This is a genomic window from Streptomyces sp. NBC_01261, from assembly GCF_036226385.1.
Lineage (GTDB): Bacteria > Actinomycetota > Actinomycetes > Streptomycetales > Streptomycetaceae > Streptomyces.
In genome coordinates this window covers 7,588,973-7,612,739 of record NZ_CP108463.1, presented here as the reverse complement: position 1 = coordinate 7,612,739, position 23,767 = coordinate 7,588,973, and the positions used below count along the sequence as shown (strand labels likewise).

At 68.7% G+C, this 23,767-nt stretch carries 18 protein-coding genes and 1 pseudogene; 7 read left to right on the top strand and 12 right to left on the bottom strand.

All coding sequences use genetic code 11. The annotated features are described in order from the left end of the window. Positions 1-35: 35 nt before the first annotated feature. Positions 36-2,216, bottom strand: coding sequence for a transglycosylase domain-containing protein (locus OG226_RS33890; RefSeq protein ID WP_329353593.1), 2,181 nt, complete (start codon positions 2,214-2,216; stop codon positions 36-38). A gap of 300 nt (positions 2,217-2,516) precedes the next feature. Between OG226_RS33890 and OG226_RS33885 the strand changes: the two genes are divergently transcribed. Beyond that, a complete protein-coding gene (locus tag OG226_RS33885) occupies positions 2,517-2,732 on the top strand; it encodes an FmdB family zinc ribbon protein (protein WP_329351018.1) in 216 nt (71 codons plus the stop codon). A gap of 53 nt (positions 2,733-2,785) precedes the next feature. Here OG226_RS33885 and OG226_RS33880 read toward each other — a convergent pair whose 3' ends face one another. Genes OG226_RS33880 through OG226_RS33870 form a run of 3 tightly spaced genes read right to left on the bottom strand, consistent with a single transcriptional unit; the run spans position 2,786 to position 7,451 of the window. Further along, positions 2,786-3,610: an HAD family hydrolase gene (locus OG226_RS33880; RefSeq protein WP_329351017.1), complete on the bottom strand. Its 825-nt coding sequence runs from the start codon at positions 3,608-3,610 to the stop codon at positions 2,786-2,788. After that, a complete protein-coding gene (locus tag OG226_RS33875) occupies positions 3,610-6,270 on the bottom strand; it encodes a phosphoribosyltransferase (RefSeq protein WP_329351016.1) in 2,661 nt (886 codons plus the stop codon). The genes OG226_RS33880 and OG226_RS33875 overlap by 1 nt, the downstream gene beginning before the upstream one ends. Positions 6,271-6,284: 14 nt before the next feature. After that, complete coding sequence (locus tag OG226_RS33870) at positions 6,285-7,451, bottom strand: HpcH/HpaI aldolase/citrate lyase family protein (protein ID WP_328683598.1); 1,167 nt, start codon at positions 7,449-7,451, stop codon at positions 6,285-6,287. Positions 7,452-7,627: 176 nt separating this feature from the next. Here OG226_RS33870 and OG226_RS33865 point away from each other — a divergent pair, with 176 nt between their 5' ends. Further along, positions 7,628-8,392: a TerD family protein gene (locus OG226_RS33865; protein WP_328683597.1), complete on the top strand. Its 765-nt coding sequence runs from the start codon at positions 7,628-7,630 to the stop codon at positions 8,390-8,392. 90 nt (positions 8,393-8,482) lie between these two features. Here the strand turns inward: OG226_RS33865 and OG226_RS33860 are convergent, their stop codons facing one another. From OG226_RS33860 to OG226_RS33835, 6 genes are all read right to left on the bottom strand, one after another. Beyond that, entirely contained in the window at positions 8,483-9,217 is a 735-nt protein-coding gene (locus tag OG226_RS33860; RefSeq protein WP_033286889.1) for a TerD family protein, read from the bottom strand. Positions 9,218-9,333: 116 nt separating this feature from the next. Then, a complete protein-coding gene (locus OG226_RS33855) occupies positions 9,334-10,479 on the bottom strand; it encodes a DUF475 domain-containing protein (protein WP_328683596.1) in 1,146 nt (381 codons plus the stop codon). Positions 10,480-10,632: 153 nt separating this feature from the next. Next, entirely contained in the window at positions 10,633-11,208 is a 576-nt protein-coding gene (locus OG226_RS33850) for a TerD family protein (RefSeq protein WP_328683595.1), read from the bottom strand. Positions 11,209-11,369: 161 nt separating this feature from the next. Beyond that, positions 11,370-11,945 (bottom strand): TerD family protein, encoded by a 576-nt coding sequence (locus tag OG226_RS33845; RefSeq protein WP_019060360.1) that lies wholly within the window; start codon positions 11,943-11,945, stop codon positions 11,370-11,372. 113 nt (positions 11,946-12,058) lie between these two features. Next, on the bottom strand, positions 12,059-12,517 hold the full coding sequence (locus OG226_RS33840) for a peroxiredoxin (RefSeq protein ID WP_328683594.1): 459 nt from the start codon (positions 12,515-12,517) through the stop codon (positions 12,059-12,061). A gap of 138 nt (positions 12,518-12,655) precedes the next feature. Continuing rightward, the gene (locus OG226_RS33835) at positions 12,656-13,093 is read right to left on the bottom strand and encodes a DUF3052 domain-containing protein (RefSeq protein WP_019060358.1); all 438 of its coding nucleotides are present in this window, start codon (positions 13,091-13,093) and stop codon (positions 12,656-12,658) included. A 429-nt stretch (positions 13,094-13,522) separates the two neighbouring features. Between OG226_RS33835 and aceE the strand changes: the two genes are divergently transcribed. Together aceE and OG226_RS33825 are read left to right on the top strand one after the other, a co-directional pair. After that, positions 13,523-16,270, top strand: coding sequence for a pyruvate dehydrogenase (acetyl-transferring), homodimeric type (gene aceE / locus OG226_RS33830; protein WP_328683593.1), 2,748 nt, complete (start codon positions 13,523-13,525; stop codon positions 16,268-16,270). 109 nt (positions 16,271-16,379) lie between these two features. Next, positions 16,380-17,096: pseudogene (locus OG226_RS33825) on the top strand (potassium channel family protein); the annotation flags it as partial. Positions 17,097-18,604: 1,508 nt separating this feature from the next. Here OG226_RS33825 and OG226_RS33820 read toward each other — a convergent pair. Next, the gene (locus OG226_RS33820) at positions 18,605-18,883 is read right to left on the bottom strand and encodes a DUF4190 domain-containing protein (protein ID WP_328686511.1); all 279 of its coding nucleotides are present in this window, start codon (positions 18,881-18,883) and stop codon (positions 18,605-18,607) included. 254 nt (positions 18,884-19,137) lie between these two features. Then, positions 19,138-20,784, bottom strand: coding sequence for an MFS transporter (locus OG226_RS33815; RefSeq protein ID WP_328683592.1), 1,647 nt, complete (start codon positions 20,782-20,784; stop codon positions 19,138-19,140). Positions 20,785-20,867: 83 nt separating this feature from the next. Between OG226_RS33815 and OG226_RS33810 the strand changes: the two genes are divergently transcribed. From OG226_RS33810 to OG226_RS33800, 3 genes are all read left to right on the top strand, one after another. Then, complete coding sequence (locus OG226_RS33810; RefSeq protein ID WP_328683591.1) at positions 20,868-21,503, top strand: TetR family transcriptional regulator; 636 nt, start codon at positions 20,868-20,870, stop codon at positions 21,501-21,503. Between the two features lie 93 nt (positions 21,504-21,596). Beyond that, positions 21,597-22,829 carry an alpha/beta hydrolase gene (locus OG226_RS33805; protein WP_329351015.1) on the top strand — a complete coding sequence of 411 codons (1,233 nt, stop codon included), beginning with the start codon at positions 21,597-21,599 and terminating at the stop codon, positions 22,827-22,829. A 58-nt stretch (positions 22,830-22,887) separates the two neighbouring features. Continuing rightward, positions 22,888-23,736 carry a DUF4429 domain-containing protein gene (locus tag OG226_RS33800; RefSeq protein WP_329351014.1) on the top strand — a complete coding sequence of 283 codons (849 nt, stop codon included), beginning with the start codon at positions 22,888-22,890 and terminating at the stop codon, positions 23,734-23,736. Positions 23,737-23,767 lie beyond the last annotated feature (31 nt).

The window sequence follows — 23,767 nt, the reverse complement described above, 5'->3', positions numbered from 1 at the left end:
CATTCTGCGAGGAGGTGGCGGTTTCGCTGCGGTGGTCAGCCGAGCGGGGTCATGGCTCTCGACCAGATGCCGTAGGGGACGTCGGTGACTGGTGTGCCGGAAACTCCCTTCAGCGGCAGCGGTTCGAGGCTCTTGCTCAGGTCGATGCGGTAGACGACGACGGCGGTCGACACGGACTTGGCCGTCCCGACGTACCAGGCCGCGGTGTCGTCCTGCGTGGTGCCGGTCTTGCCCGCCGCACCGACTCCGGCCTGGGCCTCGGCGGGATGCGCCTCCCCGAAGGAGGCCGTGAGCGCGTCCGTCACCTCGCTCGCGGTCGTCCTGCTCATCGCCCGGACCGGCTGCGGCCGCGCCAGGGCGACCGCGGCACCGTTACGGGTGATACGGCGGACCGAGTACGGCTCGGTGTGGACGCCCCCGGCGTCGAACGTGCCGTACGCGCTCGCCATCCGCAAGGCGCTGGGCGTCGCGTTCCCCAGCGACAACGCGGGCACCTGTGCCCCGAAACTGGAGGAGAGCAGGCCGGCGTCCTCGGCGGTCTTCCGTACGGTCGTCAGGCCGGTGTCCATGCCGAGCTGCATGAACGGGGTGTTCACGGACTGGGCGAGGGCCTCGCGCAGACTGATCTGCCCGTAGGACTTGTTGCCGTCGTTGTGCGCAGCGACCTTCTTGCCGCTGCGGTCCCAGTACGGCCCCTCCGGTGTGGTCACCGGCACGGCGTCGTCCCCGTCGTACAGCGTGTCCGGGGTGACCGGGGTCGGCGGTCTGCCACGGGTCTTGGTGACCCCGTGCTCCAGGGCCGCCGCGTAGACGAACGGCTCGAAGGCCGAACCGGCGGGCACAGTCGTGGCGTTGGAGTCGTTGTAGCCCTGCGTACGGTGGTCGGGGCCGCCGTAGACGGCGAGTATCCGGCCGTCGGAGGCCACCGAGGAGGCGCCGTAGTGCGCGGTCTTCGCCGTGTCGGCGTTCTTCTTCTGCGCGTCCTTGCGGGCCTTGTTCACGGCGTCCGTCAGCTCGGTCTCCCGCTTGCGGTCGAAGGTCGTGTAGATCTGGTAGCCGCCGAGGTCGAAGTCCTTGTCCGAGATGTGCGCGGTCTTCTTCGCGTACTGCGTGGCCAGTTCGACCAGGTAGTCGCTCTGCTTTCCCGTGTCGTAGGTCTTCGACTGCTTGATCGGCTCGGGGAAGGTCTTGTACGTGGCGCGCTCGGCCGGCGACAGCTTGCCGATCTTCACCATGCGGTCGAGGATCCAGGACCAACGGGCCACCGCCCGGGCGTGGTTGGCCTTGCTGATCGTCGGGTCGTAGAGGCCCGCGCCCTTCAGCATCGCGGCGAGGAAGGCTCCCTGGCTGGCGTTGAGCTGGCTGACGTCCTTGCCGTAGTACGCCTGCGAGGCGCGCTGCAGGCCGTAGGTGCCGCGGCCGAACCAGCTGGTGTTGAGATAGCCCTCAAGGATCTTGTCCTTGCTCATCTTGTTGTCGAGCTTGAGGGAGATCATCGCCTCGGTGAACTTGCGGCTCACCGTCTGGTTCTGGGTCAGATAGACGTTCTTCACGTACTGCTGGGTGATCGTCGAGCCGCCCTCGGTGTCCCCCTCACCGACCGTGCGGTAGAGGGCGCGGGCGATGCCCTTCATGGAGATGCCGGGGTCGCTGTAGAAGCTCTCGTTCTCCGCGGCGAGCACCGCCCAGCGGACGTCGGTCGGGATGTCCTTCAGCGGCATCGCCTGCCGCTGCACCCAGCCGGTCCGCGCCATGGGCGTCCCGTCGGACCAGAAGTACACGTTGTCCTGCTGGGTGGCGTACGTGTTGAGGTTCGAGGGGATGTCGGTGGTCGCGTAGGCGACGACCAGGAACAGTCCGCTGAGTCCTACGGCGGCCAGCACACCCCCGACCGACTGTCGCCAGGAGGGTATCCAGCGGCGCCAGTCCGTACGGCCCGGGCGCGGGTACATCGGGCGCATCTTGCGGACGTACGGAGTGAGGAAGGTCACCACCGGAATCAGGCGGGCGACGACCGGGGCGAAGCGGGGACCGAGGGCTGTGGCGAGACGGGAGAGACGGGTGCGCAGGGACGGCCGGTGGGCCTTGCGGCCCCGGTGCCGTACCGGTTTCGTCTCCCCCTCGGGTATCTCGGACGCCTCCGGTATCTCCAGATCGGACAACCGCAGCTGCATGGTCTCGTCCGGCCGGAACCCGGCGGGGAGCTTCAACTGCATGGTCTCGTCCGGTGCCTGGCGCTCCTCCCCCTCCCCCTCGTCGGTCACGACGCGACTCCCCTCCGCACTCCTATTGCTCGCACAGGCAGACGCATTGACGTACGAGGGTCTGAAATGGTTGCCATGAACACGACTGCAAATCCCGGTTCCCCCCGGCCTCACAGATCACGCGGCGCCATCAAATTACCAGTGGTCTTCGCAAGTTCTCCATATAAGAAAACGACAGAACAGGACACAGCCGAAACCTTCATGAAAAAACAAGGTGCCGTACTCACGTGAGGTGGGCGTTAGCCTGAGGCCATGCCTCGTTACGAGTACCGCTGCCGCACGTGCGGATCTACGTTCGAACTGAGTCGGCCTATGGCGGAGTCGTCCGCGCCGGCCGATTGCCCCGCGGGGCACGGCGACACCGTGAAGCTGCTGTCTGCCGTGGCCGTGGGCGGTACGTCCGCCGCACCCGCGGCCGGAGGGGGCGGCGGGGGCGGCGGTTGTTGTGGTGGCGGGTGCTGCGGCTAGGCAACGTCTGTGCGGTGCGTTGTCGGGTGCGGGTGCGTGGGGGCGGGTCGCCCCTAGGGGGTCGTCGGGTGGGCCGCTCTCAGGAACTCCCGGAGGATGCGCTCCCCCGCCAGTGCTCCCCGCTCGGGTAGGGCCGTGACGTTGGGGGCCGTCCACGCCTCGTCTGCCAGCTCCCCGTGGCCTGGGCGCCAAGCCTTGTCCGCTGCTAGCAGCAGGTCGGCGTCCAGCAGGGAGTCGCCGGCTGCGAGGGTGAGGGTGGCGCCGGTGCGGTGGGCCAGCTCCCGCATGGCCGCGCTCTTGGTGAGGGGCTTCGGGACCGCGTAGATCTTGCGGCCCTGCAACGACACCGTCCAGCCTCGGGTCTCCGCCCAGACCGTGAGCTCCTTCACCCATTCCTCGGGGAGGAGTTCGCGCTCGACCACGAGGTAGGCGAAGAGGTCCTCGGCGACGCGGTGTTTGCGGACCCAGGCCGGGTCGGCGGTGTCGGCGAGGTACTGCCGGACCTCCTCCAGCGGGGCGCACTCGGCGGCCAGCTTCGACTGCACCTGGGCGTGCCAGTCCTCGTCGGTGACGCCGTCGACGAGGAGGTGGCCGCCGTTGGCGCAGATCGCGAACTTCGGTTCCGGGCCGGGCAGGTTGATGCGCTGGTACTGCTTGCGGGTGCGGGTGGTGGTCGGTACGAAGACGGCCGCGTCACCGAGTTCGCCGAGTTCGGTGAGGAGTCCGGCCGCGGTCTCCGTCATGAAGGACAGCGGTTTGCTCTCGTGCACCTCGACGCAGAGCAGCCGGGGCGCCCGCGCGTCCGGCATCGTCAGGGCGAGGGCCGCCGCGGAGTAGATGAGCGTACGGTCGAGGTCGCTCGCGACGAGTACCGGCATCAGACCGCCACCGCCTTGCCGTCGGCGCCGGTCGCACCGCGCGTGTACTTGGGGTGGATCAACCCCACGCAGGTGTACGGCAGTTCGGCCACCTCCTCGACGGGCACGCCTCTCTGCTCGGCGAGCAGTCTGACGTGGTCGAGGTCGGCGCCCGCACCGGCCCGCGCGAGGATCTTCCAGGGCACCCGGCGCAGCAGCACCCGGGTGGTCTCGCCGACGCCGGGCTTGACGAGGTTCACGTCGTGGATGCCGTACTCCTCACTGATCCGCTCAACTGCCGCCCAGCCCTCCCAGGTCGGGGTGCGGTCAGCGGCGAGCAGTTCCTTCGCGAGGACCGTCACCGCGTCCGAGACCTCCGGGAAGCGGGCGGCCACGGCGTCCAGGAAGTCCACCGAGACGTCGGCTCCGGCGAGTTCGCGGTAGAACTTGGCGCCGTGGAAGTCGTGCGGGCCGACCAGGTCCGAGCGGAGCACCGTACGCGAAATCAGGCCCGACACGGTCGAGTTGAGGCAGGCGGAGGGAATGAGGAAGTCCTCGCGGGTGCCGTACGTCTTCACGCACGAACCCGGGTCGGCGAGTACCGCGATCTCCGGGTCGAAGCCGGTGATGCCGTCGGACTCCTCGAACTCCCTGACCGCGTCGGCAAGTTCGCGGGTGATGGCACCCTTGCCGGTCCAGCCGTCGACGAACACGACGTCGGCGGGGTCGTGGTGGGCGGCGAGCCAGCGGAGCGCGTTGGCGTCGATGCCCCGGCCGCGCACGATCGACACGGCGTAGTGCGGGAGGTCGAGACCGTGGCGGTGCTGGGCCCAGCGGCGCATCAGGACGCCTACGGGGGTGCCGGCGCGGGCGAGGGAGACGAGCACGGGGTGCGGGGAGCGTTCGGCGAGGACGAGTTCGGTGACCGCGCCCACGGCCAGCGCGAGTCGTCCGGCGGCCTCGTCCAGGGCGGTGTGGAAGAGCTGTTGGTACTGCTCGCTCGGCTGGTACTCCACCGGCAGCGACTCCGCGTAGTGCGCGCCGCCGCTCTGGATGGCCTCCTCGCGCTCCTCGGTCGGCGCCTCCAGGGTCACGTCCGAGAGGTCCTGGAGCAGCCAGCCGACCTCTTCGGGCGCGTACGAGGAGAAGGCGGGGCCGCGGAGGGGGTCGGGGAGCATGGGGGGCCTTTCGGGGACGTACGAGGGAAGCACCACGAGGACGACGTGCGGGGTGTGTTCGGCGAGCCTCGCCAACAGGCCGTCCGGGGCGTGGAGTTCGGGGGTGTCGGCGGTGTCGTCGAGCACGGCTACGACCGCGTCGAAACCGGCGCCGGCGATGTTGTAGGCGTAGCGGTCGCCCGGGCCGTCCGCGGGGGTGTCGTGGGCCGGGAAGGTCAGGCGGGTTCGTATCGCGTAGCCCGGGTCGTCCACCGCGAGGACGGGTGAGCGGGTGGTCGTGGAGTAGGTGACTCCGGCGTCGACGACCTGCTCCAGCTCGCGGGCCAGTCTCAACGGGGCGTACATCAGCTCTTCGAAGCCGAGGATGTGCACGCGGTGAGCGTCTTCCGGGAGTGCGTCGGCCAGGCGGGCGGCCATTGCGGGGAGGGCGCGTTCGAGGCGTATTCGGTGATGCGGGGTGAAGCCGTGTCTTCCGCCATCGGGAAGGTTTCGGGGCCAGCGGAGTTCGACTCGGGTGATTCGGTTGTCGGTCGGGTGCGGGCCGGTGGGGGCCGGTCGCGCAGTTCCCCGCGCCCCTGGGGAGTTGGGGGTCGGGGTGGCTTCGAGGCTCGGGGCGGTTTCGGTACCCGGGCCCGTTTCGGTATTCGGGGTGGCTTCACGGCTCGGGTCAACGGCATCGCCCTTGTCCTTCAGGGGCGCGGGGAACTGCGCGACCAGCCCAGACGGCGCAGTAGACGACCGACCACCCGGACCGGCGCCTCCTGACTCGTACCTCGCCACCAACTCCTGGCCCTTTTCCAGTACCCCCGCCGGCAGGCGAACCGTGCCCGACGCCGCCGCCACCAGGTCCACCCTCGCGCCTATCTCCGCCGCGAACGCGTCCAGACGACCCGCGTCCGCAGCCGAGCGCATGTCGACCAGGGCGACCACCACGTACCGGTTCCTCGGATAGCGCTCGTGCAGGTCGCGGATGGTGTTCAGGACCGTGTTGCCCGTCGAGAACTCGTCGTCGACCAGGATCAACGGGCCCTCGCCCGAGAGGAGTTCGGGGTTCTCGGGGAGGAGGAGGTGGGACGTCGCGTGGGAGTGGGACTCCTCGAAGCCGCCCGCCGTGGCGACGCCGGCGACCGGGCGACGGGTCGAGTGGAGGTAGGGCGCGAGGGCGATGCCGTCCGCCACCGCGTGGCCGAGCCCCGTCGCCGTCTCCGCGTAACCGAGGACCACCGCCCGGGCGCATTCCTCCGCGCCGAGGAGTTCGCGTACCCGACGGCCCAGGGTGAACCCGTAGCCGTACACGATCGACGGGGACTGCGGGACGTGCTTGCCGAGCACGTTCGACACCAGCAGGTGGGCCCGCTTGGGGTTGCGGCGGAGGGCCAGGCCCAGGAGGTCGGTCAGCTCGGGGTCGCCGAGCAGTTCGACCCCGAGCCGCTCCGCGACCCAACTGCCCGACCAGACCCCGTTGCCGTCCGACCGGACACCGTCGTTCACTGCCTTGTTCATACGTCCCTTGCGATTCAGCCGGGGATTCCGGCGGCGAGCAGCTCCACGAAGCCGACGTCCTCGCGTGCGACCCCGAAGATCTCGGCGCGCAGCATCGTCCGCTCGGCCCAGGCGCGGTGCGGCTTCACCTCGTTCATCTTGTTCGTGTACGCCGAGCGCAGCACGCCCCCGCCGCCCCGCTCCGGCCGCAGGATGTCCTGCGCGTCGCAGAACTCCTCGTGGCTGACCACGGACAGCGCGTGCACGGGCAGCACGTGGGTGGGGTGGATGCAGGTCTTGCCCAGCAGCCCGTTGGCCTGGTCGAGGGCGATCTCGCGCAGCAGGCCGTCCATGGCGTGCTCGATCAGCGCCTCGCGCAGCTCCTCCGCCTGGCCCTCCAGGAAGGGGCTGCGGCGCAGCTGCGGCTTGAACATGCGCTCCTGGACCCGGAAGTACTCCCACACCGGGCCGGTCACCGTGAAGCCGGTGCCGTCGGCGCGGCCCAGCATGTTCACCACGTCACCGATCACGTTGGCGACGATCTGGACGTCGTAGGCCGTCATGTCGGAGGCGCGGCGCAGGCCGTAGGACGAGCAGAAGTCCGTCACGCCGAGGCGCAGGGCGAGAACGCGGTCGCGGTACTTGTCGACCGCGCGGGAGATGCCCTCCAGGGTCTCGACGCGCGACTCGCGGTACAGCAGCTCCGGCGACTCCAGGACCGGCATGCCGAACAGCCGGTGCCCGCTCGCCGCCTCCGCGGCGGCCAGCGCCTCCAGGAAGGGCGTCCCGCTCTCCTCGGTGAACTTCGGCATCACGAAGCCGGAGAGCAGTTCTACGGCCGGGCCCATGCGGCGGACGAGATCGGGGATCTGCTCGGGCACGCGGACCCGGACGAACAGCAGCGGAAGCTCGGTGTCCGGGCGGGCGGCCAGGTCGGTGAACTGCTGGACCAGGTTCTCCTCGGCGGCCGGTACGTCCTCGTCGCCGATCGAGTCCTCCAGGCACAGCACCATCGACACGACACCGCGCCCCGCCAGCTTGACGATGTCGTCGGCGAGGTGGGGGCGGGTGGCCGGGCTGTAGAGCGTGGCGCCCAGGGCCGCGGCGAGCAGCCGGGCCGGGGAGTCCGCGTCGAACTCGCACGGCTCCTGGAAGAAGAGGTGCTGCCGTACCTCAGGGGCAATGTGCCCGAAATGACGCATAAAGCTCCCCCGTGGTGCCGATGTGGTTCGTGATTGTTTTCGATAGGTGGCCGGTAATAGTACGTACAAACCCATGTCAGGGGTTCCCACCGGGCATGAACTTCAGGTAACTCGGCCGTGTCGGTGTCCGAACCCCCACGTTGTCGTGACCAGGACCGAGAGGGCAGGATGACCGCATGACGCACGCGATGCTGAAGGGGTCGAACGTCCCGCTGGAAGCCACCACGGTACGTGCCGTGCTGCGCTGGACTCCCGGGCAGGGGGTCCCTGACGTGGATGCCTCCGCGCTGCTCCTCGGCCCCGCCGGTCAGGTGCGTTCCGACGAGGACTTCGTCTTCTACAACCAGCCCCGGCACCCCTCCGGGAAGGTCTGGTGGCTCGGCAAGAAGCGTGTCGCGGAGGGGCCTACCGACACGATCCAGACAGATCTCGCCGGTGTCGAGCCCGAAGTCGGCCGGATTCTCGTGGTCGCTTCGGCGGACGAGGTCACCTTCGACCGCGTACAGGGGCTGCGCATCCTGCTGTACGACGCGGCTGTCGCCGAGGGTGAGCCGCTGCTGTATTTCGACATCAAGCCGGAGACGGGCGAGGAGACCGCGCTGATCTGCGGGGAGCTGTACCGGCGGGGTGACGGGTGGAAGTTCCGGGCGCTCGGCGAGGGGTACGCCAACGGGTTGCGTGGGCTGGCGATGGACTTCGGGATCACGGTGGACGAGTCGGAGGGGGGCGCTGCCGCGGTTCCCGAGGTTTCGCAGCCGTTGCCTCCGGCCGTTCCGGTGCAGTCTGGGTACGGGTATCCGCAGGAGCCGGTGACTCAGCCTGCGTATGGGTATCCGCAGACGGCTCCGGCGGGGACGTATGGGTATCCGCAGCCGGTACCTGTTGCTACTGCGCCGGATCCTGACTTTCGCCTGCCGCCGCAGGGGCCGCAGTTCATCTGAGGGTGGGTGCGTTGTTTTTTGGGCGCGGGCCGGTGGGGGCTGGGCGCGCAGTTCCCCGCGCCCCTGGGGAAGCTGCCCCTTCGGGGCGCTTCAGCGCTCGACCTTCGTCTTGTAACCCCGCCCCCACTGCAGTCCCCACCCATACAACCGGTCCAGCTCCGCCTGGAAGCCGTAGACGAACTTCACCTCGCGGCGGACCACCAGCTCGCCCTTGACGTTCTCGATCATGACGACCGCGCAGGAGCGGGCTTGCGGGTGGCGTTCGTCGAGGCCTATCTCGATGCGGGGGCCGTTGCTGGGGTAGAGGGTGACGATCGCGTGGGTGCGGTCGAAGGCCGGGGTCTGGTCGTAGATGTAGACGAAGACCAGGAGGCGCTTGATCTGGTCGCGGTGGTCGAGGTTGACGTACATCGTCTCGCCGGACGCGGAGCCGAAGCGGTCGTCGCCGCTGAGTTTGACGTACGGCGGTGAGTTGACGTCTCCGAGGAGGCCGCCGAGGGGCTGGACGACGCCCTTGGTTCCGTCCATCAGTTCGTAGAGGCAGCCCAGGTCGAGGTCGACGTTGACCATGCTCTGGCTGTGGCCCATGACCTCGGGGGGCTTCAGCGCCTTGAAGGGGTGGCGCAGCAGGCTGTCGCGCTGGAGGCCACCTATGTCGGAGGTCCGCATCCGCCAGGTGAGGTTGACGCGGAGGTTGCCGGTGGCCGCGCCCTGTTTGGTGAGCGAGACCTGGTGGTGCCGTTTGGTCAGTTCGATCGCGTTGCTGGCCGCGCTGCCCGAGTCGAAGTCGGCCTCGCGCCGCCAGATTCCGTCGAAGAAGCCCATTCCCGCCCCCACGTTCGCATCCACACTGCGTATGACAAAGCCGTCGGGGCGGCCGGACAGAGGACATGTCCTCGACGGCCGCCCCGAACAGAAGCGTTCCCTCACCAGGGAGCTTGTCACACCCCGGACGGGACCTCAGTCTTCTCGTCCGAGCCTGCTTTTCCCTCGGCTTCCGCGAGGGCCTTGTTCCTGCGGACCGATGACCAGAACGACCAGCCGATCAGGACGACGCCGACCAGGCCGGTGATGACCTCGTTGATCTGGTACTGGATGGTGACCATGAGGATCACGGCCAGGGCGCCGATCGCGTAGTGCGCGCCGTGCTCCAGGTAGACGTAGTCGTCCAGGGTGCCCTGGCGGACCAGGTACACCGTCAGCGAGCGGACGTACATCGCGCCGATGCCGAGGCCGAGGGCCATGAGGACGATGTCGTTGGTGATGGCGAACGCGCCGATCACGCCGTCGAAGGAGAAGGACGCGTCCAGGACTTCGAGGTACAGGAACATGAAGAACGCGGCCTGGCCGGCCAGGACCACCGCCGAGCGCTGCTTGCCGGTGCGCGCGGCCTCTTCCTCCTCCTCGTGCTCCCGCTCCTCCTCCTCTTCGAGCTTGTCCTCGAAGTAGCCGGAGAGTCCGCCGACGATCATGTACGTGATGAGGCCGGAGATACCGGCGATCAGGACCGTCTGGGCCTTGTCCGCGTGGGCGCCGCCGTGCTGGTGGGCGTGGGCCGCGAAGGTGAACGAGGTGATGAGGAGGACGATCAGCGCGATGCAGACCGACAGCATGTCGACCTTGCCGAGCTTGGCGAGCGGACGCTCGATCCAGCGCAGCCACTGGATGTCCCGGTCCTCGAAGATGAAGTCGAGGAAGATCATCAGCAGGAACATGCCGCCGAAGGCCGCGATCGCCGGGTGGGCGTCGGTGACCAGCTGCTGGTAGTGGTCCTTGTTGTTGAGCGCGAGGTCGACCGCGTCGATCGGGCCGATCTTGGCGGTGACCGCGACGATGACGACGGGGAACACCAGCCGCATGCCGAAGACGGCGATCAGGACACCGACCGTGAGGAAGATCTTCTGCCAGAAGGCGGACATCTTCTTCAGGATGCCGGCGTTGACCACCGCGTTGTCGAAGGACAGCGAGATCTCCAGGACGGCCAGGATCGCCACGATGCCGAAGGCTTCCCACCCCCCGTAGAACGCCGCTGCGACAAGGCCGAGCGCGGTGACCGCGAACGACCAGCCGAAGGTTTTCAGAAGCACTGGCTACCCAATCGTGTGTTGGGGGTTCCCCCAGACGGAGTCTGGGGGAGGGCCTCCCCCCGCGCCGCACTCGGCTTTACTTAAAATTTGACGTCGAGCACTGAGTCTAGAGGGAGACTCCGCCGTCCGGGACAGCCGGTGTGGATAACGCCTTTACGAGACGTTGACCCCGAAGTCCATGGCGATGCCCCTCAGCCCCGACGCATACCCCTGTCCGACCGCCCTGAACTTCCACTCCCCCTGGTAGCGGTAGAGCTCGCCGAAGATCATGGCCGTCTCGGTGGAGGCGTCCTCGGAGAGGTCGTAGCGGGCCAGCTCCTGGCCGTCGGCCTGGTTGACGACGCGGATGAAGGCGTTGCTGACCTGGCCGAAGGTCTGGCCGCGGACATCGGCGTCGTGGATGGAGACCGGGAAGACGATCTTGTCGACGTTGGCCGGCACCTTGGCGAGGTCGACCAGGATCGACTCGTCGTCGCCCTCGCCCTCACCGGTGAGGTTGTCGCCGGTGTGCTCCACCGAACCGTCCGGGCTGGTGAGCTGGTTGTAGAAGATGAACCACTCGTCGCCCAGCACCCTGCCGCCGTTGCACAGCAGTGCGCTGGCGTCGAGGTCGAAGTCGGCTCCGGTGGTGGAGCGCGCGTCCCAGCCGAGGCCGATCAGGACGTTCGTGAGGTTCGGTGCGGCCTTGGACAGGGAGACATTGCCCCCCTTGGCGAGCGTGACGCCCATAGTGCTGGTCCTCCCCGAGGTGATGCTTCTTTGGTTGTCCTGCGCTCCCCCGGAGGGGAGACCCCCGGGCGCCGCACGCGAACCGTGCGGCGCCCGGGCGGTGAAGCCTCCGTACGCCGAGCGTCCGTGCGTCTGACGCCCGGACGTCGGACGCCCGGACGTCAGACGTTGACGCCGAAGTCCTGGGCGATGCCGCGCAGGCCCGAGGCGTAGCCCTGGCCGATGGCGCGGAACTTCCACTCCGCGCCGTTGCGGTAGAGCTCGCCGAAGACCATCGCGGTCTCGGTCGAGGCGTCCTCGGAGAGGTCGTAGCGGGCGATCTCGGCGCCGCCCGCCTGGTTCACCACGCGGATGAACGCGTTGCGGACCTGGCCGAAGGACTGCTGGCGGTTCTCGGCGTCGTAGATCGAGACCGGGAAGGTGATCTTGTCGACGTCGGCCGGGACCGCCGCCAGGTTCACCTTGATCGCCTCGTCGTCGCCCTCGCCCTCACCGGTGGTGTTGTCACCGGTGTGCTCGACGGAGCCGTCGGGGCTCTTGAGGTTGTTGAAGAAGACGAAGTTCGCGTCACTGGCGACCTTGCCCGCGCTGTTCAGCAGCAGTGCGCTGGCGTCGAGGTCGAAGTCGGTGCCGGTGGTGGTGCGGACGTCCCACCCCAGACCGACGATGACCGCGGTCAGGCCCGGGGCCTCCTTGGTCAGTGATACGTTGCCGCCCTTGCTGAGGCTGACTCCCACGAGTCCTCCATTGGTGTCCAGGGGCGGGGATGCCCCGTAGTGCGTCGGTATCGGATCAACGTCTCGATCCTAGTGACGGGTTCCCGACCCTCGCAGGCTCTGGAACCTAACAATCACAGGCTGTCGAGCGCCTTCACGTACTCGTTGAGGTCGCGTGCGTCCGGCAGGCCGTTGACGACCGTCCAGCGCACGACGCCCTCCTTGTCGATGACGAAGGTCCCGCGCACGGCGCAGCCCTTGTCCTCGTCGAAGACGCCGTAGGCGCGCGAAGTGTTGCCGTGCGGCCAGAAGTCGGAGAGCAGCGGGTACTCCAGGCCCTCCTGCTCGGCGAAGACGCGCAGGGTGTGGATGGAGTCGTTCGAGACCGCGAGGACCTGGGTGTCGCGGTCGGTGAACTGCGGCAGGTTGTCGCGCAGGGAGCACAGCTCGCCGGTGCAGACGCCGGTGAAGGCGAAGGGGTAGAAGAGCAGCACCACGTTCTTCTCGCCGCGGAAGTCGGACAGCTTCACGGTCGCGCCGTGGTTGTCCTTGAGCTCGAAATCGGGGGCCTTGTCGCCGACCTGGATCGCCATCTCGTCCTGCATCCCTTCGGTGGGGCTGTTCGGGTGAGTCCACCCTGCGACCACCCTACGCAGCGATCACCGCATGCGGACGGACGGGCTGGCGTGGCCAGCCCGTCCGGGATTCAACGATCGAGGTACCTCCGGGGACTACCTCTTGGACTTGGCTGCCTTGGGCGTCACCAGCCGGCTGCCACTCCAGTCCTTGCCCACGCTGACGCTCTTGGCCGCGGAAAGGCCCGCGGTCGTGGCGGCTTCCGAGATGTCGCTGGGCTCGACGTAGCCGTCACGGCCGGTCTTCGGCGTCAGCAGCAGGATCGAGCCGCCCTCCTCGACGTACGAGATGGCGTCCACCAGCACGTCGGTCAGGTCGCCGTCCTCGTCGCGGAACCACAGCACCACGGCATCGGCGACGTCGTCGTAGTCCTCGTCCACCAGGTCGCTGCCGATGACTTCTTCAATGGCCTCGCGGAGTTCCTGGTCTACGTCGTCGTCGTAGCCGATCTCCTGGACCACCTGCTCGGGCTGGAACCCCAGCCTTACGGCAGGGTTCGTCCGCTCCTCCGCGTGGTCCGCGGTCGCGCTCACGGGTTGCCTCCTGATCATGTCTTGATGAATGTCCAGCCACGCGCGTGCGCGAAGCATTGGCCGTAGTCCACACGGACGGGCCGGATCGCGCAAGTACCCGGCGATTCGGAACGCCGAAACGGTGACGATCCTGGCCGTGTCGCCGCAACTCCAGGCACGCTATCGCGGCCACCGGTGACGTACACCACAGCGTTCTGCCCGGTTTGCACGTTTGAGAACCCTCCGAGGGTACGCGACTCGAATGACTTTGCTAAACGAGTCACGGTTACCTCACGGTAGAGATGACGATTGCCCTCCTGCGGTAGACCATGGGGAACGGTGCAGAACCATGGAAATCCAGCGCCGATAAGCCTCATTAAGCCCCCATCAGCCCTCCATCGGCCTCAGACAGCCCCCTCACACAGCTCCCTCTGACAGGTAAGGAACAGCGTGGCTTCCGGATCCGATCGCAATCCGATCATCATTGGCGGCCTTCCGAGTCAGGTTCCTGACTTCGATCCCGAAGAGACCCAGGAGTGGCTCGACTCGCTCGACGCCGCCGTGGACCAGCGTGGCCGCGAGCGGGCCCGCTATCTGATGCTCCGGCTGATCGAGCGGGCCCGCGAGAAGCGCGTGGCCGTGCCCGAGATGCGCAGCACGGACTACGTCAACACCATCGCCACCAAGGACGAGCCGTTCTTCCCCGGCAACGAGGAGATCGAGCGCAAGATCCTGAACGCGACCCGCTGGAACGCCGCGGTGATGGTGTCCCGGGCGCAGCGGCCGGGCATCGGCGTCGGCGGCCACATCGCCACGTTCGCGTCCTCCGCCTCGCTCTACGACGTGGGCTTCAACCACTTCTTCCGGGGCAAGGACCAGGGCGACGGCGGCGACCAGATCTTCTTCCAGGGGCACGCCTCGCCGGGCATCTACGCCCGCGCGTTCCTCCTGGACCGGCTCAGCGAGCAGCAGCTCGACGCGTTCCGCCAGGAGAAGTCGAAGGCGCCGTACGGACTGTCCTCGTACCCGCACCCGCGGTCGATGCCGGACTTCTGGGAGTTCCCGACCGTGTCGATGGGCCTGGGGCCGCTCGGTGCGATCTTCCAGGCGCGGATGAACCGCTACATGGAGGCGCGCGGGATCGCGGACACGTCGCGGTCGCACGTGTGGGCGTTCCTCGGCGACGGCGAGATGGACGAGCCGGAGTCGCTCGGCCAGCTGTCGATCGCGGCGCGCGAGGGCCTCGACAACCTGACCTTCGTCGTCAACTGCAACCTCCAGCGGCTCGACGGCCCGGTGCGCGGCAACGGCAAGATCATCCAGGAGCTGGAGTCGCAGTTCCGGGGCGCCGGCTGGAACGTCATCAAGCTGGTCTGGGACCGCACCTGGGACCCGCTGCTCGCCCAGGACCGCGACGGTGTGCTGGTCAACCAGCTCAACACCACGCCGGACGGCCAGTTCCAGACGTACGCCACGGAGACCGGCGCGTACATCCGCGAGCACTTCTTCGGGCACGACCACCGGCTGCGCGCGATGGTCGAGAACATGACCGACGACCAGGTCCTGCACCTGGGGCGCGGCGGGCACGACCACCAGAAGGTGTACGCGGCCTTCGCGGCGGCCAAGGAGCACCGGGGCCAGCCGACCGTCGTCCTGGCCCAGACGGTCAAGGGCTGGACGCTGGGCCCCAACTTCGAGGGCCGCAACGCCACGCACCAGATGAAGAAGCTGACGGTCGCCGACCTCAAGGGCTTCCGCGACCGGCTGCACCTGCCGATCACCGACCAGGAGCTGGAGTCCGGCGCGCCGCCGTACTTCCACCCGGGCCGGAACTCGGAGGAGATCCAGTACATGCACGACCGGCGCAACGCGCTGGGCGGCTACGTCCCGACGCGTGTCGTCCGCTCGAAGCCTCTGGCGCTGCCCGAGGACAAGACGTACGCGAGTGTGAAGAAGGGTTCCGGCCAGCAGTCGATCGCCACCACCATGGCGTTCGTACGGCTGCTCAAGGACCTCATGCGGGACAAGGAGATCGGCCGGCGGTTCGTGCTGATCGCGCCGGACGAGTACCGCACGTTCGGCATGGACTCGTTCTTCCCGAGCGCGAAGATCTACAACCCGCTGGGCCAGCAGTACGAGTCGGTGGACCGTGAACTCCTGCTCGCCTACAAGGAGTCGCCGACCGGCCAGATGCTGCACGACGGCATCTCCGAGGCGGGCTGTACGGCCTCGCTGATCGCGGCGGGTTCGGCGTACGCGACGCACGGCGAGCCGCTCATCCCGGTCTACGTCTTCTACTCGATGTTCGGTTTCCAGCGCACCGGTGACCAGTTCTGGCAGATGGCCGACCAGTTGGCCCGCGGTTTCGTGCTGGGCGCGACCGCGGGGCGTACGACTCTGACCGGTGAGGGTCTGCAACACGCGGACGGGCACTCGCAGTTGCTGGCGTCGACCAACCCGGGGTGTGTCGCCTACGACCCGGCGTACTCGTACGAGATCGCGTACATCGTGCAGGACGGGCTGCGGCGGATGTACGGCTCGGACGCGGAACACCCGCACGGCGAGGACGTCTTCTACTACCTCACCGTCTACAACGAGCCGATCCAGCACCCGGCGGAGCCCGCGGACGTCGACGTGGAGGGCATCCTCAAGGGCGTCCACCGCATCAGCCAGGGGGCTTCGGGGACGGTTCCGGCGCAGATCATGGCGTCCGGGGTCGCCGTGCCGTGGGCGCTTGAGGCGCAGCGGATCCTCGCCGAGGAGTGGAACGTTCGGGCCGATGTCTGGTCCGCGACCTCGTGGAACGAACTGCGGCGCGAGGCGGTCGAGGTCGAGCGGCACAACCTGCTGCATCCCGAGGAGGAGCAGCGGGTTCCTTACGTCACGCGGAAGTTGAGCGGGGCGGAGGGGCCGTTCGTGGCCGTTTCCGACTGGATGCGGTCGGTTCCCGACCAGATCTCGCGGTGGGTGCCGGGGACGTACCAGTCCCTGGGGGCGGACGGGTTCGGGTTCGCGGACACGCGCGGGGCGGCTCGGCGGTTCTTCCACATCGACGCGCAGTCGATCGTGGTGGCCGTGCTGACGGAGCTGGCCCGGGAGGGGAAGGTCGACCGGTCGGTGCTGAAGCAGGCGATCGATCGGTACCAGTTGCTGGATGTCTCCTCGGCCGACCCGGGTGTTGCCGGAGGGGATGCGTAGTTTCTTGCCCGCGGGTGCGTGGGGGCTGGTCGCGCAGTTCCCCGCGCCCCTGATGGGCGGCCCCTTCGGGGCGCCTGTCAGGGGCCGCGCATCGCCCTAACATGCGGGCATGAAGGAACCATCGGCGCAAGCCCGTTGGGAGCAACGGACTCAGCGGCCCCTGTTAGGCCTTGCGGTGGGTTTCGCGGTGGCCTACGCCGTACCGATCGTGGACTCGACCGCCGGGCATCGGCTGACGACGGCGTGCACGGTGGTCGAGTGGGTGGTGTGGGGGGCCTTCGCCGCCGACTATCTGATGCGGCTCGCGATGTCCCGGGACCGCCGGCGGTTCGTCCGCACGCACTGGATGGACCTGTGCGCGGTCGTGCTGCCGATACTGCAGCCGCTACGGCTGCTGCGCATGGTGTCGACGCTGATACTGGTCGGCCGCCGGGCCCGGATGGCCTCACAGATCCAGCTCACGACGTATGTCGCCGGCGCGGTCATCGGCCTCCTGATGTTCGGTTCGCTGGCGGTCCTCTCCGTCGAACGGGACTCCCCCAACGGGAACATCCGGACGCTGGGTGACGCCGTGTGGTGGTCCTTCACCACGATGACGACCGTGGGCTACGGCGACCACGCCCCCACCACCGGCCTGGGCCGCATGATCGCCGTCGGCCTGATGCTCTCCGGCATCGCCCTGCTCGGCGTCGTCACCGCGAACATCGCCACGTGGTTCATCGCCCGCTTCGAGAAGGACGACGTGGAGGAGAGACGACAGACGCTGGCGATCGAGGCGTTGGCGGCGGAGGTACGGGGGTTGCGGGCGGAGGTGGCGGCGTTGGCGGGGGTGCGGGTGGATGTCTCTGGGGCGAGGGTCTTGGAGGTGGGGGTGGTGGCCGGCTCCGGGGTGGGTGCGGTGACCGGCTCCGGGGCAGAGGTGGTGGCCGTCTCAGGGGTGGAGGTGGTGGCCGTCTCAGGGGCGGAGGCTGCGGTCGTATCCGGGGCAGAGGTGACGGGCCTGTCCGGGGCGTCGGGGGTGGACTCCTCCGGGTCGTCGGAGACGGTTCCCTTCGGGGCGGGGCGGTAGCTCCCTCTCCGGGGCATCAGAAGCGGTTCCCTTCGGGGCAGGGCGGGAGTCACCTCCCCGGGTCGTCGGAAGCGGTTCCCTTCGGGGCAGAGTGGTAGTCATCTCTCCGGGTCGTCGGAGACGGTCCCCCTCGGGGCGGGGCGGTAGCTCCCTCTCCGGGGCATCGGAGACGGTTCCCTTCGGGGCAGGGCGGGAGTCACCTCCCCGGGGCATCGGAAGCGGTCCCCTTCGGGGCAGAGTGGTAGTCACCTCCCCGGGTCGTCCGAGACGGTCCCCCTCGGGGCGGGGCGGTAGCTCCCTCTCCGGGGCATCGGAAGCGGTTCCCTTCGGGGCAGGGCGGGAGTCACCTCCCCGGGGCATCGGAGACGGTCCCCTTCGGAGCAGGGCGGTAACTCCCTCTCCGGGTCGCTGGAAGCGGTCCCCTTCGGAGCAGGGCGATAGTCACCTCCCCGGGTCGTCCAAGACGGTCCCCTTCGGAGCAGGGCGGTAACTCCCTCTCCGGGTCGCTGGAAGCGGTCCCCTTCGGAGCAGGGCGATAGTCACCTCCGGGGCGGAGGTGGTGGCCTTGTCCGGGGTGTCGGTGGCGGGGGTTTCGCTACCGGTCGGGGATGGGTTGTCCCGTTGGCCGCGGTTCAGGAGGACGTCCGTTCAGGCGCGGCTCAGGGGAACGGGTGCTCGGCTGCGGCTCAGGGAAGGTTCTGCTCGCCCTCGGCTCGGAGGAACGGCCACTCAGCCTTGACCCAGAAGAAGGTCCGCTCAGTTTCGGCTCAGAGCGGCATCGGCTCAGTCGCGGCTCAGGAGAAGGTCCACTTGGGCTCGGCTCAGAACAACGGCCACTCGGCCTTGACCCAGCGGTAGGTCCCTTCCCCCTCGGCCCAAGGCCATGCCCGCTCAGTCCGGCTCAGAAGAAGCTCCACCTCGCTGCCGGTCGAAAGAAGGTCCGCTCAGCCGCAGCTCAAGAGAAGGTCCACTTGGGCTCGGCTCCGAGCAACGCCCACTCGACCTCGGCTCAGCAGAAGCTCCGCCTCGCCTCAGCTCAGGGCGACGTCCAATCGGCCGCGACTCAGAGGAAGATCCGCTGAACCTCGGCACAGAGCGACGTCCGCTCAACCTCGGCCCCGCGACCTCACCCCAGAGCGACGCCCGCTCAGCCGTGGCCCAGGAGAAGGTCCCCTCGGCCGCGGCCCGGAGCGACGGTCTCCCGGCCTCGGCCCAGAGGGACATCTCCTCGTTCTTCGCTCAGGAGCAGGTCCACTCGACCCCGCTCAGAAGAATGTCCACATGACCGCCGCCAGCGTGTCGATCGCGCCCAGGACCAGGGCCACCAGCGCCATCGCTCGGCGGGAGCCCGTCCAGCGGCGGCCCATGGAGAGCCAGCCGCAGATCACCGCGATCGGGCCGAGGATGATTCCCAGGGTGAAGAAGCCCGCTATCGCGCAGACCAGGCCGATGATGCCGAGCGTCGCGCGGTCCGGCCCGCTCCCTGACCCCATGCGGCCACGCGAGCGGGGGTTCCTGCGCGTTCCGTTGCCGAAGCCCGTCATCGTCAACTCCCTGGGCGTCCGGGCCTGTTCGGCCGGATCAGCTGGTGCAGCCACTTTCGGTTACCACGATCGGATACCCGCGTACACGCAAAAAAAGCCTGCTTGCGCGCTGCCCCCCTCCGGCAGCGCGCCGCAGACCAACCCGTCCCCCCTGCCCTGCGGAGGACTTGACTTACTGTGACCTGCGGCGCGTACCGGACGCCAGGAATCTTTAGCCGAGTCACCCTGATAGGCGAACTCGGCCTGAATCAGGGTTAGATGTGCGCCGCCCCCGCGCCCGCCTCCGCGTTCTCGCCGCGCTTGGTCAGGAGCGCGACGAACACCGCTACCACCGCTACGCCGGCCGCGACGAGGCAGGCCAGGCTCATGCCGGAGATGAAGGTGTCGTGGGCTACCTGCGTGATCTTCGCGGCGATCGGCTCCGGGGTGTTCGGGGCGATCGGGGCCACGCCGACCTGGACCGCCTCGGCGGCCGCGTCGAGTTGGGGCCGGGTGAGCTTGGGCAGGCCCGCGTCGGCCCAGTTGCCGGCGAGGTCGTTGTCGACGCGGGAGGCCATCACCGCGCCGAGGACGGCCGTACCGAGGCTGCCGCCGATCTGCATCGCGGCCTGCTGGAGACCGCCGGCGACGCCGGAGAGCTCCATCGGCGCGTTGCCCACGATGACCTCGGTCGCGCCGACCATCACCGGGGCGAGGCCGAGGCCCAGCAGGGCGAACCAGATCGACATGACCGCGCTGCCGGTGTCCGAGGTGAGGGTGGACATCCCGAACATGGCGATCGCGGTGGCCGCCATGCCGCCCGCCAGCGGGATGCGCGGGCCGAGCTTGGTGATCGCCGCGCCGGCGAGCGGGGAGCCGACGATCATCATCCCGGTGAGCGGGAGGAGGTGGAGACCGGCGTCGATCGGGCTCATGCCGTGCACGTTCTGGAGGTAGAACGTCACGAAGAACAGGCCGCCCATGAAGGCGATCGCCATCAGGACCATCAGGACCACGCCCGCGGACAGCGGGACCGAGCGGAACAGGCCCAGCGGGATGAGGGGTTCCGCGACGCGCTGCTCCCAGTAGGCGAACAGGGCGAAACCAAGCACCGACACCGCGAGGAACGCCCAGGTCGTGCCGGAACCCCAGCCCCAGGTCGGCGCCTTGATGAGGGCCCAGACGAGGCAGAACATCGCACCGGAGAGCAGCACGATGCCGAGGATGTCGAAGGAGCGCGGCGCACTGTACCCATTTTCCGGGCTCCGCCCTAGGGCCGCGCGGTGGTCGCGGAGGATCAGCAGACCGAGGACCAGCGCGATGGCACCGACCGGCACGTTGATGAAGAACACCGACTGCCAGTTGACGTGCTCGACGAGCACGCCGCCGAGGATCGGGCCGCCCGCGGTGGAGGCGCCGATGACCATGCCCCACAGGCCGATCGCCATGTTGAGCTTCTCGGCCGGGAAGGTGGCACGCAGCAGACCGAGCGCGGCCGGCATCAACAGCGCGCCGAACAGACCCTGGAGCACGCGGAACGTGACGACGAACGCGATGCTGTGCGAGAGGCCGATCGCGCCGGACGCGAGGGCGAAGCCGCTCACGCCGATCAGGAAGGTCTGCCGGTGGCCGAAGCGGTCACCGAGCTTGCCCGCGGTGATGAGGGAGACCGCGAGGGCGAGGAAGTAGCCGTTCGTGATCCACTGGACGTCGGCGAAACTGGCGCCGAGGTCCTTCTGGATCGCCGGGTTGGCGATGGCGACGATGGTGCCGTCGAGGGCCACCATCATGACGCCGACGGCGACGGTTATGAGGGTGAACCACGGGTGTCCGCGCAGCCCCGTGGACGGCGTCGGCGCGGACGGGGCGGCCGGTGCCTTGTCCCCCGGCCCCGTCGCACTGATGGTGGTCTGACTAGTCATGCGTTCGAGGCTAATGTCAGCCGCTGACAGTTGACAAACAGGTTCAGATGTCGGCGACTGTCAACAATGGCGAGGAGAACGGCATGGAGACGTTGCGCGAGCGCAAGAAGGCCCGCACGCGGGACGCGCTGCTGCACGCCGCCCTGGAACTGTTCACGACCAAGGGCTACGAGCGGACCACGGTCGACGAGATCGCCGAGGCCGTCGACGTCTCGCAGCGCACCTTCTTCCGCTACTTCGCGAGCAAGGAGGAGGCCGCGTTCTTCGTGCCCCGGCTCACGGAGACGCACTTCGTCGAGGCCGTCCGCGCCCGCCCGCCGCACGAGGCCCCGCTGGAGGCGCTGCGCCGGGCCGTGCTGGAGAGCTGGGACACCATCAACGAGGCGATCCAGCAGGTCGTACCGCTGGACCTGCACCTGCGCACCTACCGCGTGATCGAGTCGACGCCCGCGCTGCTCGCCGCGCATCTCCGGCGCTCGCAGGAGCTGGAGGAGGAGCTGGCGCTGATCGTCGCCGAGCGCGAGGGGCTCGGCGTGGACACGGACCCCCGGCCGCGCCTCGTGGTGGCCGTGTTCGGCGGGGTGATGCGGGTGGTGGAGCGGATGTGGATCGCGGGCGACGACCTCAGCATCGAGGCGATGCGGGAGCTGACGGCCGACTATCTGGACGGGGTGGGACCGGCGCTCGCCGGGAACTGGCGCACGAGCCGCACAAGGTGAGTCGTACTGAGTTTCTCGTCACGTACCGCTGAAACGTGATCCCCGTCACTCGGTTAACGCGAGACCCTCTCGTTCTCCTAGTGTGTCCTCCCAGTGACTTCCTTCGACTCCTCCCCCACGCTGAACGCCTGGCGCGCACTGGCCGCGCTGGCCGTGGTGTTCGTGATGCTGGCGACCACCGGTTGGACCGCGGTCCGCAGCCACCCAGGGAAAACGGCGCTCCAGACCTCGCTCTCCGCGTGGGAGCACGGCCGGATCGACGGGCGCGAGCTGCCCGCCCCGGACGCGTCCCCGACCCGGCTGGCCCGCTTCTTCGCCTCGCTCACCGCGCAGCAGCGGACGCGCCTCGCGCACCGCTACCCGCTCGCGCTCGGCAACATGAACGGCGCCCCGGTCACGCTGCGCTACCGCGCCAACCGGATCGCCCTCGAACAGCAGCGCGAGGTCGAGAAGAAGCGGATGCACGACAACCGCCTCACGCCGCTGGGCCAGCAGGAGGCGGGACGCCTCATGCACCGCTTCGAGGCCCTGACGACGAAGGGCCGCCACATCCTCGCCTTCGACCCCGAGGGTTCGGGTCGGATCGCCGAGGTCTTCGGCGACCTGGACACCGCGCAGCGCGTCTCGGTCATCGTCCCCGGCGTCGACACCGACCTGCTCACGTTCCAGAAGACGAGCAAGGACTACTCGGCACCGGTCGGCATGGCGCAGAACCTGTACGCGGCCGAGAACACGGCGAAGTCCGCGACGGACACGACCGGCACGCGTACGGCGGTCATCGCCTGGGCCGACTACACCTCCCCCGGCGGCCTCGGCATCGACTCGGCCACCGCGGGACGCGCCGAGGCAGGCGCCGTACGACTGAACGCACTGGTGCGGGCGCTGCCCGGGACCTCGCAGGTCGCCCTGTTCTGCCACAGCTACGGCTCGGTGGTGTGCGGGGTCGCCGCGCACGGGCTGCCGGCCCGGGTGACCGACATCGCGGTGGCGGGCAGCCCCGGTATGCGGACCTCGAAGGCCTCCCACCTGCACACGCTCGCGCGGGTGTGGGCGATGCGGGACGCCGACGACTGGATCCAGGACGTGCCGTACATGGAGCTCGGCGGCCTCGGGCACGGCGAGGACCCGGTGTCGAACGCCTTCGGCGCGCGCGTGCTGTCCGCGAAGGACGCGGAGGGCCACACCGGTTACTTCGCCACGGGCACCGACAGCCTCACCAACTTCGCCGACATCGGAGTTGGCGCGTACCACTCGGTGACGTGCGCGCACGAAGGTGACACCTGCCGAGAGGGTTTGTCCGGCGGCTCGGCCGCCGGACGCGCGTAGAAACAGCAGGAAGTGCGGTCTGCGCGGGGATGGGACGGAGGAGCATGTGCCGCCTACGATGAGCCGCATGGGTGACGTACTGGCCGGATTTCATGCTGCCTGGGAGTTCGAGTCCGACTCCGTGGTCATCCGCTACGAACGCGGCATTCGAACACCCAAGCTATTCCAGGCGCTCGGTGAACGCCGGATCCCCTACGAGGCGATCCAGGCGGTGACGCTCGCCCCCGGTCGGCGCGGCACGGTCGTGCTCCGCGCCGAGCCCCGGCCGGGTGCCGATCCGCTGATGGACGCGGCCGCGGGTCAGCTGAAGGAGAGCTGCGATCCCTATCGGCTGGTGCTGCCCGCCGACCGCGAGACGCTCGCCGAGTACTACGCCGACGAGTTGCGTGCGCAGCTGAAACCGGACGACGGGCCCGCGGAGCGGTTTCTCGTGGCCGCGCCCGAGGTGCCGTTGCGGTTCAAGGCGTACGACGGGAAGGCGTCCTTCGACGGGAAGACCGTGGCGTTCCGGTGGTTCTGGACGGGGGCGTCGTCCGCGAAGTGGAAGGCCGGCGACCAGAGCTTCGCGATCGCCGACCTGAGCGGGGTCGAGTGGCGGTCTCCCGAGGTCTTCGAGGGGCATCTACGGCTGTTGCGCGGGGCCGAGTCGCTTCTGCCCGTCGATCAGGATCCGGCGGCTGTGGTGTTCGGGCTCGGGTACGGGCCTGTGCACGAGTCTCTGCCGTTCGCCGGGGCGGTGCTTGCGGCGGTGCGGTCCGGGCGGTCCGCGGTCGTGGTGCCGGTCGCTCGGCGTGATCCTGGGGATATCGCCGAGCGGATTCGGCACCTGGGGGACCTTCATCAGGCGGGGTTGGTGACCGATGAGGAGTTCGCCGTGAAGAAGGCCGAGTTGTTGGCGGAGTTGTAGCCCCTATAGGGCGCGACCCCTGGGGCGCTGT